This window comes from Mesorhizobium sp. M5C.F.Ca.IN.020.29.1.1, assembly GCF_003997375.1.
GTDB classification, from domain to species: domain Bacteria; phylum Pseudomonadota; class Alphaproteobacteria; order Rhizobiales; family Rhizobiaceae; genus Mesorhizobium; species Mesorhizobium wenxiniae.
In genome coordinates this window covers 1-7,522 of the sequence record NZ_RZSW01000303.1, presented here as the reverse complement: position 1 = coordinate 7,522, position 7,522 = coordinate 1, and the positions used below count along the sequence as shown (strand labels likewise).

General features: G+C 63.6%; 5 protein-coding genes. 1 reads left to right on the top strand and 4 read right to left on the bottom strand.

What is annotated here, in order from left to right; genetic code table 11:
• The 3 genes from EOA85_RS22025 to EOA85_RS22015 form a co-directional block, all read right to left on the bottom strand.
• Positions 1-1,211: MgtC/SapB family protein (locus EOA85_RS22025; RefSeq protein WP_127211158.1), on the bottom strand; the 1,211-nt coding region annotated here is incomplete at its 3' end.
• 13 nt (positions 1,212-1,224) lie between these two features.
• A complete protein-coding gene (gene trxC / locus EOA85_RS22020; RefSeq protein WP_127211157.1) occupies positions 1,225-1,674 on the bottom strand; it encodes a thioredoxin TrxC in 450 nt (149 codons plus the stop codon).
• Positions 1,675-1,693: 19 nt separating this feature from the next.
• Positions 1,694-3,547, bottom strand: coding sequence for a heavy metal translocating P-type ATPase (locus tag EOA85_RS22015; RefSeq protein ID WP_127211156.1), 1,854 nt, complete (start codon positions 3,545-3,547; stop codon positions 1,694-1,696).
• A gap of 156 nt (positions 3,548-3,703) precedes the next feature.
• Here EOA85_RS22015 and EOA85_RS22010 point away from each other — a divergent pair, with 156 nt between their 5' ends.
• Positions 3,704-6,385, top strand: a complete 2,682-nt coding sequence (locus EOA85_RS22010; protein WP_127211155.1) for a bifunctional acetate--CoA ligase family protein/GNAT family N-acetyltransferase — start codon at positions 3,704-3,706, stop codon at positions 6,383-6,385.
• Between the two features lie 24 nt (positions 6,386-6,409).
• On the opposite strand, the gene EOA85_RS22005 is transcribed toward EOA85_RS22010, so the two are convergent.
• Positions 6,410-7,522, bottom strand: a 1,113-nt coding sequence (locus EOA85_RS22005) for a bifunctional aminoglycoside phosphotransferase/ATP-binding protein (protein ID WP_127211154.1), incomplete at its 5' end; no start/stop codon positions are given.

Here is a 7,522-nt window from a genome sequence, read left to right as displayed (position 1 = left end):
GCGGCGACCAGAGTTGCCCCGGCCAGTGGCAACCAGAACCTGACCGGGCCGATAAATATCGCCAGCGACAGGCGACCGATCGCGTTTGCCGCCAGCGCCGCGAGCACCGCCTGACCTACGGTCTCGACAGGGATCGATTGCTTGACCAGGCGCAATGCGCTGAGCACCGAGACGTCGACATCGAACGTGCCTGCAAGAGCCGAGCTCGCCAGCAAACCGCGCCCGCCGAATTGAGCAGCCAATGCAGCACTCGCGGTGGCGACAACCGCAAAGAGCAGGGCAAACAGCAGCAGCGGGCCCAATTCGAATGGATTGCGTGCCAGCGCACCGCTCTTTTGATCCCGGCCGTCTCGGGCCAGCAAGAAGACACCGCAGGCGGCGAAGACGATTGCTGCGGCAATTGCCGGAATGGCGACCGCTGCGAAGGCGCTTGGCTCGACGATCAGTACCACAGCCCAAACGCGCAGCACCGAGACCATCGCCGCCAGCGAAGCAGCGCCGGCGAGCGGCCGCGGATTGCTTGCGGATGCGGCGTTGCGGGCTAGCGCCATGGTCACGGCGGTGGACGAGACGATTGCACCAGTGAGCGAGCTGACGAGCAGACCGCGGGTGGTTCCCAGGACGCGAACGGCGACATAACCAGCGAACGATATCGACGCCATCAGCACCGTGAGGAACCAGACCTCCCACGGGTTGAAGCCGCCCCACGGGTCGATCGTCCGGTTTGGCAGCAAGGGCAAAACGATCGCGGTCATCGCCGCCAGGATCAGCGCCGAACGAAGCTCGATCCAGGTCAATCGCTTCAAGAGACCGTGCAGGATCTCGCGGCTGGCAAGGACTGCTGCGAGCGCCGCCCCTCCGGCGGCCGCAACCCGGTAATCACCGGCGACGGAAAGTGCACCGAGCGCGAACACGCCAAGGCCCGCTATTACTGCCGTAACGCTGAAATCCTCGTCATGGGCAGCCTCGCGCGCCTTGTACCAGGCGAAGATTGCCGCAAACGCGATGAAGCCACCGACCAGCACGGAAACTGCGTCGAGCGTATCGGCCAGCGCTGCGAGAATGCCGCCGAGCAGGCCGGATATGCCGAATGTTCGAATCCCGGCCGTGCGGCTGTGGTCGGGTTCGTCCCGCTCGCGCCAGCCACGTTCCAGTCCGACGAGGAGGCCTATTGCCAGCGCCAGTCCGAGCCGTGCGATGAGCGGATCCACGACGTGGCGGCTTTCAGGCTGCGGCGGTCGGCAGGTGATCGCGGACCCACCTGACGATCTGCCCCGCCGTCATTGCGCCGGATGTGCGCGCAACCTCCTGTCCGCCATGGAAGAGGATCATGGTCGGGATACCGCGAATGCCGAGCCTGGCGGCAACGGCCTGCTCATTGTCGGAATTGAGCTTGATCAGGCGAACATGCGGCTCCAGTTCGTTTGCTGCCGCTTCATAGGCCGGCGCCATCATCTTGCAGGGGCCGCACCACGGTGCCCAGATGTCGACGACAACGGGGAGGCTGCTTCGCTTGACCTGGCGATCGAAGCCCTGTGCGTCGACGTCTTCGGCATGACCCGAGAACAGCTTGGAGCCGCACTTTCCGCATTTCGCGCCCCCGGCATTGCGCGACGGCGGCAGGCGATTGACACCGCCGCATTTGCCGCAAACCACCAGATTTTCCTGGGCCATGGCCATTCACCTGCTTCAACTATGCGCGCCCGACACGCCCGTCGCCAAGAGTGCGTAAAGCGTTGAGGATCACCGCTACATCTATGCCCTCCTGAAGCAGCGCTCCTGCTACAGGCGTGATTTGTCCCATGGCTGCGGCACCCATTGCCACGGCCGAGAGCGCCAGCCCCGCAATGATGCTTTGCAAGGCGATCGCCCGCGTTCGTTGTGCAATGCGAACTGAATCGGCGACGGGATGCAGCCTGTCGGTCAGCACGATGACGTCCGCCGCCTCCGAGGAGGCGGTAGCACCCCGCGCGCCCATGGCGATACCGACCGTTGCAGCCGCGAGGGCAGGGGCATCGTTGATTCCGTCGCCAACCATCATCGTTGGTGCCAGGGCTTTCTCGGCTTCAACCGCCGCCACTTTCTGGGCGGGGAGAGCGTCGGCCACGACGGCATCGAGGCTGAGCAACGCCGAAATGCGCTTCGCCGCCACGCCGTCGTCGCCTGTGAGCATGACCACACGCGCAATACCGGCCGAGCGCAGGTTGCTGAGGGCATCGCGAGCATCCACGCGCAGCGCGTCCCCGAAAGTGAATATGCCGGCAAGTCGCCCGTCGAGCGCTAAAAACACCCTGAGTACCGGATCGTTCTGGTATCGCCTTTCGCCGCTTTTCGCCCAACCGGGCAGCGGTTTGTCGGCGAGCACGAGAGCCCGCGATCCCGCCGCGATCGACATGTTGCCGACCCGGCCCTTCAGGCCCGCGCCGCGATACTCGCGGACATTGCACGGATGCGACAGCATCAGCTTTCTGCCGCGCGCCGCCCGGACGATCGAATCAGCGAGCACATGGTGGGAGGCTTGTTCCAACGATGCCAACAACTGCAGCAGATGGTCGGCATCACGGCCGGGCGCGGCTTCGATCTCGATGAGCTCGGCGCCGCCGATGGTCAAGGTCCCGGTCTTGTCGAAGATCGCGGTTCGGACTTGCGCAAGGGCCTCCAGAGCCACGCCGCCTTTCATCAAGATGCCGGCACGCGCGGCGCGCGATACGCCTCCGATGAAGGCAACGGGAGCAGCGAGGATGAGCGGGCAAGGTGTCGCGACCACCAGAACGGCGAGCGCTCTGATTGGATCGCCAGAGATGTACCAGGCGGTGCCGGAGACCAGCAAAGTGGCTGGCAGCAGGAACAGCGCAAAGCGGTCGGCCATGCGGATGAACGGGGATTTCGCGGTCTGTGCTGCAGCGACCATGCGCACGATTGCCGCATAGGTGCTCTGTTCTGCGAGTGCCGATGCCCGCATGCTGAAGGCCTCACCGTTGTTGAGGGTGCCGCTGCGCAGCGCGTCGCCTGCGCTCCGCCGTTCGGGCAGTGGTTCGCCGGTTACCGCGGACTCGTCGAGAGAGGCCGAAGCATCAAGCAGGATGCCGTCGACCGGGAGCAGTTCGCCGGCTCGTACCAAAAGCTCGTCGCCGACAGCAACGTCTTCGACGCAAATGGTCTCTGTTCCCAGCGTTGACGTCCGATGGGCGACACGCGGTGACCGGTCGGTCAATGCCTTGAGGTTTCGCTCCGCGCGCCCGCGGGCAAAGTCCTCGAGTACCGTGCCGCCGGCATACATGATCGCGACCACCACTGCCGCCAGGGATTGACCGAGCAGCAGCGCGGCGGACATCGACACCAAGGCAATCGCATCAACGCCGAAGCGGCCGATCCAGAAATCGCGCAAAATGGAAATGGCGAGAGCCACCACCACGGGCAGGGTCGCAATCGTCCAGATCGTGTCGGCCACAAGGGATCCGAACTCGGCTCGCCAGACTCCGACCCCAAGGGCGAGACCCAGGATGGCAATGACCAGCAATGCGCGTCGCAGGGTGGACTCATTCATGCGATGCTTTCCGATTTTGATCGATGCTTGCAATCGCTAAGGGGCAGCGTCGATCTCGCGCAACAGCTAATCGCGACAACCGCAAAACGCTTTGATTCAACGCAACGAACCGGCAAGATCGACTGGTGATTATCGCCGGGAATAGGAGGCACAGGGTTGACCATCCGAAATCTCGAACATGCATTCGCTCCGAAGTCGGTTGCCGTCTTCGGAGCATCGGGGTGCGACGGCTCTGTCGGGCGTGTCGTCTTCGACAACCTCGTGAACGGTGGCTTCGAGGGCGAGATCTGGCCGGTCAACCCGAAATATTCGCAAGTGGCTGGCCGACGCTGCTACGCCAAGGCGGCCGATCTGCCAGCCATTCCCGACCTCGGCGTCATCGTGACGCCTCCGCAAACGGTTCCCGGCATCATACGGGACCTCGGCGAAAAGGGCACGCGGGCGGCGGTCGTTATCACCGCCGGCCTGACGCGCGAGAACGGATTGCGGCAGGCCATGCTCGATGCTTCGAAGGCCACTCTTTTGCGCATCATCGGACCCAACACGCTCGGACTGATGATCCCGCCTGTGAAGCTCAATGCTGGATTCGCACATATGGCGGCCAGGCCCGGCAACATTGCGCTGCTGTCGCAATCCGGCGCCATCGCCACATCGGTGATCGACTGGGCGGCGGACAATAATGTCGGCTTCTCCCAGATCATCTCGCTGGGCGACATGGCAGATGTCGATGTGGGAGACTGCCTCGACATGCTGGCGGGTGATGCGCGCACGCGCGCCATCGTGATGTATCTCGAAACCATATCCAATCCACGCAAGTTCATGTCTGCGGCACGCGCGGCGGCGCGCATCAAGCCGGTCATCGCGATCAAGTCCGGCCGGCACGAGCAGGCAGCGAAAGCCACGGCGACCCATACCGGAGCGCTGTCGGGCGCCGACCGTGTCGTCGAAGCTGCGTTGCTGCGCGCCGGTATCCTGCGCGTTAAAGGTCTGACCGAACTGTTCGATGCTGTTGAGACGACAGCCCGTTTCGCTCCGCTGCAACGAGCCCGCGTCGGCATTGTCACCAATGGCGGCGGCGCCGGTGTGCTTGCCGTCGATCAACTCATCGACTGCAACGGCGAACTGGCAGAGCTCTCGCCGGAAACAATCGCCCGATTGGAGGCCGTCCTGCCTGCCACCTGGTCCCACGCCAATCCGGTCGACATCATTGGCGACGCTTCGCCGGAGCGCTATCGGGTCGCGATCGAGGCCGTCGCGGCCGATACCGGGACCGACGTTGTGCTGGTCATGAACTGCCCGACCGGGCTCGGCTCGCCGCTTGCTGCGGCAAGCGCCGTGGCGACACTCGCGCGGGACGGCAAGATAGGCAACAAACCGGTTCTGACCTGCTGGCTTGGCGAACACACGGCGCGCGAGGGGCGCCGTGTTCTTCAGGATGCCGGAATTGCCAGTTTCGAGACGCCTGCGGACGCCGCAACAGCCGTCTCCTATCTCAGCGACTGGTCGCGAGCCCAGCGGGCGCTGATGCGAGTTCCGCCGAGCCGCAGCGAGGACACGATGAGCGATCGAGAAGCCGTGCTTGCCATTTTCAGGCAGGTCGCCAAAGAGGGTCGGCGAATGCTGACCGAACCGGAAGCCAAGGCGGCGATCTCCGCCTATGGCGTTCCCGTGCCCGAGACCATTGTCGCCAAAACCGCTAGCGAAGCGGAAAAAGCCGCCGGCCGCCTTTTGAAGAGGGCGGAACAGGTCGTCGTCAAGCTGCTGTCAAAGGCGATTTCGCACAAGTCCGACATCGGTGGCGTGGTGCTCAACCTCGCGACCGCCGCAGCGGCCGGAAAGGCCGCCAGGTCAATCGAAGCGCGCGTACGCAAGCAGGCTCCGCAAGCCATTATCGAAGGCTATACGGTCCAACCCATGGTGGTCCGGAAACAAGCGCATGAACTCATACTGGGCATGAGTTGCGATCCCATTTTCGGCCCCGTCGTCCTCTTCGGTGCCGGCGGCGTTGCGGTCGAGGTGATGGACGACATAGCGTTCGCACTGCCACCGCTCGACGATGTGCTTGCCGGCGACCTGATCGAGCAGACGCGGACTGGCCGCTTGCTTGCCGGGTTCCGCGACCACAAGCCGGCTAATCGTGGCGCAATCGTTGCGGCGCTCAATGGGCTGTCGCAGATGATCGTCGACTTTCCATGCATCGTCTCCCTGGACATCAATCCATTGTTGGCCGACGCTGATGGCGTGATCGCACTCGATGCCCGCATCGAGATCGAGCCGGGACGCGTCGAAAAACCGGGGCCGAACCCGGCGCTCGCCATCAGGCCTTACCCGTCGGGCTGGAATAGGGATGTCTCGGTGGGCGGCGCGCACTATCACATTCGGCCGATCAAGCCGGCCGACATCGCGCTCTATCCGCAATTCCTCGCCAGGATTTCTCCGGATGATCTGCGACTGCGTTTTTTGTCGCCGCGCAAGAACTTCTCCGACCAGATGCTGAAACGGCTCACTCAGCTCGATTATGACCGCGACATGGCTTTCGTCGCGCTGGAAGCGAGCACCGGCGCGCTGGCAGGGGTCAGCCGGCTGTCCTGCGATCCGGATCACACTGTCGCCGAATACGCGTTGCTCGTACGCACGGACCTGCAGGGTCATGGTCTCGGCTGGGAGCTGCTCAGGCAGATCGTCGACTATGCAAAGGCCGATGGGATCGGTCGGATTGAAGGCATTATGCTCAACGAGAACACCAAGATGTTGGCAATGTGCCGCGAGTTCGGCTTTTCGGTAGGGCATCATCCGAGCGAGCCCGGCCTAGCTGAGGCAACGCTCGAACTCCGTTGAGGTCGATCACCTTGCGGCAACCAGTCAGGAGGCCGTGTGTAGGGACGATCTTTCCTTTTTGGACGTATCTCTTTCGGAGAACCTTCTCAACTCGGCGGCGATATCGGCAAGCTTTCGATCGGCGTCGACCTTGCGCCAGGTGGACGGGGTGGCCTTTCGCTGCAATTGCCGCGAAAGGATATCGATGGTGGCATCGGATGGGCCACCCCGGCGCTCGCTTACCCGTCGCCAAAGAACGAGCGGATCCGCCTCCAGCCAGAATCCGGCGAAAGCGACGTCTCTGCCTTTTGCCGCCTTCTCGATGCGGTCGCGATCGGCCGGCCGGTCAAAGACGGCATCGGCGACCACCGAACCGCCTTCGGCAAGGATCAAGTCGGCACGCCATGCCATTTCGCGGTAGACGCGGTCCGACACATCAGGTCGATAAGCCCTGTCCGGCAGCTTCGTTTCGGCCGGCACCCCATGCAGGGCTTTGCGGATGCGGTCGCTTTCGACAATGCGTGCGCCAGGCGGCGCGCCAACATGTGCGGCGAGTGCCTCGGCAACGGCCGTCTTGCCGGAACCACTCAAGCCGCCGATGGCGATCAGCCGCGGCGGCTTTTCCTGGAGAAGTGTTCGGGCAAGCTCGAAATAGGATCTGGCCTCGGCAATCAGGCCGCCGGGCATGTCACCGGCTTCCTCGACCTGGGTTGCGGTGACATGCGCGCGCACCGCGGCCCGCACTGCCATGAAAAACGGCAGGAGCACGAAGCCGTCCTCGTCGTCTGCTTCGTCGAGATAGCGGTTCATCACCAGGTTGGCGAGTTCCGGAAAGCCGCGATGCCAGAGGTCCATCAGCAGGAAGGCCAGGTCGTAAAGCACGTCGATGCTGGCGATCTGGTCATTGAATTCGATGCAATCGAAGAGGCGGGGCTCTCCGTCGAAGAGACAGATGTTGCGCAGATGCAGGTCGCCATGGCATCGCCGGATCTTGCCAGCCGTCTCCCGCCGGTCGAGCAACTCGCAATGACGGGCGAGGGCGGTGCGAAATATCCCGGTGAATGCCTTTATCTCGGCTTGCTCGAAAACATGGCTGGTGGCAAAGCCGGCTTCGTTGATGGCGAGCACGCCTGCCAGGTTCGAGGATCCGCTGCCCTT